The sequence below is a fragment of the Bradyrhizobium sp. AS23.2 genome (assembly GCF_001908185.1).
Lineage (GTDB): Bacteria > Pseudomonadota > Alphaproteobacteria > Rhizobiales > Xanthobacteraceae > Bradyrhizobium.
On record NZ_LGHM01000372.1, the window covers coordinates 1 to 1,940 of the forward strand.

3 protein-coding genes are annotated in these 1,940 nt (G+C 57.6%); 1 reads left to right on the forward strand and 2 read right to left on the reverse strand.

Annotation, left to right across the window (positions count from 1 at the left end; all coding sequences use genetic code 11):
• Both AC630_RS43215 and AC630_RS42210 read right to left on the reverse strand, forming a co-directional pair.
• The coding region (locus AC630_RS43215) for a methyltransferase family protein (RefSeq protein WP_143198783.1) at positions 1–498 on the reverse strand (498 nt) is incomplete at its 3' end.
• Positions 499–751: 253 nt separating this feature from the next.
• Positions 752–1,357, reverse strand: a complete 606-nt coding sequence (locus tag AC630_RS42210; protein ID WP_349540254.1) for a DUF4336 domain-containing protein — start codon at positions 1,355–1,357, stop codon at positions 752–754.
• 214 nt (positions 1,358–1,571) lie between these two features.
• Here AC630_RS42210 and AC630_RS46575 point away from each other — a divergent pair.
• A partial coding sequence (locus AC630_RS46575; protein WP_208867125.1) for a hypothetical protein occupies positions 1,572–1,940 on the forward strand: 369 nt, incomplete at its 3' end.

The window sequence follows — 1,940 nt, forward strand, 5'->3', positions numbered from 1 at the left end:
GGGTCCGCTTGCCGCTATAATCAGAATCCCTGCGGTGTATCCGGGATGGCGGACGAAGGCGTAGGGTCCCGTGGTGACGACGTGCTGGCCGCGGTCGGTTTGGATGCGAATGACTGACGAGAAAAACCGGTTCACGTGCATAGCCCATAGTGCCAGGGCGTAACCGGACCCGACCGTGAACAGGCAAATGCCTTGCAGCCAGCCGGGGACGTCATCGCTCCTATGGAAACGGCCACGATCGAGCCCGGCAACGATCCAATGCATGAACAGAACCAGCGAGAAGACCTTCAACGCCAGCGGCGGCTTCTTGCCGTCCGGCTGCATGCGTTCGCGCAAGAGGTCCGGATCGAGCGCCGCGAACGAAACGATCATGACGACGGCGAAGATTGCGAGATAGACCCAAAAGCCCGGGATGGCGACCGTGCCGGCTGCTGCGAACAATGCGGCGGCCGCGGCGACCACGAACAAGTCTGCCTTGAGGAAAGCCGAGATTGGCATCCGCTACTTTACCATTTCAGAGGAAGCGAAGTGGTGCCACACATGACCCTAGATCCACCGCACACGCCGGCGTAATAAACATAGGTCTTATGTCGGTTCCATGCTCGAACTAGCCTGTCGCTTTAGGAGTGTCCGGCTAGATCACAAACTCGCGGCGAGCAAATCAAGTCGGCTCTGTCTCCGAGGCGCGCTAGATCGGTCGCGAAGGGCCAAAGGCGGCAATTTGGCTCTCGGCGCGGCCGAGTGAGCACTGTCAAGGTGCCGGCCCTCCAAATATCCTCCTGATGACTTCGTTGCCATGAGCCTCGAAACACCGGCCATGGCTGAGCACAATGCGCTCCGGTCGCCAAGAGTGGATTTTTGCGAATGCTGCTTTAGCCTTTCGCTGCTGCAGCAATAGCGGCAGCCGCATGCCAAAGAATATTTGCCCGCGTGGATGGTACATCCCGCTGAGCTTTGTCGCCGTGCGCCAGGGCTCGGGCATCTTATCCAACTCGATGTTGATAATCGTGTCCGTGAGAACCAGCGTCTTCGATTTCTGGTGAAAGAAAATGAACTCTTTGAAGTACCCACCCGGAAATAGCGTCTGGTCGATCTCTTGCCGCCATTCTTCTGGCGAATTGAAGTCGAGGTCTCGCGCAAACGTGACGTCGATGTGCCGAGCGCGCGCTCTTTGGCGTACACGCGGTGAAGCCCATGGGATCGCATCGGGAAAGGCTTTCGACCACTCCCCGATATGAGCATAGTGAAACTGGTTGGGTGACACGAGATGTCGGATTGTCCCCATCCCTTGCAGCTCGCTTGCCAGCGCCTCATCAAATTTGATCGGTGAGTGCAGGAACAGATTACCATTCGAAATGGCGCACGACCGTCATCCGTGTGGTGAACGGCAGCGGTAACGTGACGCCACCCACGGTCAAGTACTCGAACTGCCCATCGACTATTCCGATGTCCGGCTGTGCCTACCGTAAATCACATCCGGCCATATTGATGGTGCAGTCCACCCAGGATCGGGCGGCAGACGATATTCCCGGCCCACTCAACGCCACGAGGGACCGGGGCATCCTTTTTCAATGACAAATGAGTTCGCGTGGCGTTGTACAACAACGTTTGAGAACGCCCACAGGACCGTTTTCCGCGAGGTTCTTTACCGGCATCATCCTTGGTTTGGTCGTCGAGTTTGCGTTCATGGGACCGTCGACAAGGCCGATGATGTCGTTTTTCGCTGCACCCTGGACGGGGCGCAAACAGATCGTTGGCTGGAAGTTCCAGCATGGATGTTCGACCGGACGGCATGCCCTGACGCCGAGCTTTTGACAGCTCATCCGTTTGTTAGCATCGATGCGCTTGCCGCGCTTTCTGCGGTTCTCGATCTGGCGTTGAAGGATCGAACGCCATCAGCTGTCCGGGTTCCTGGCGCATACGTGGTGCCATGGAGACTT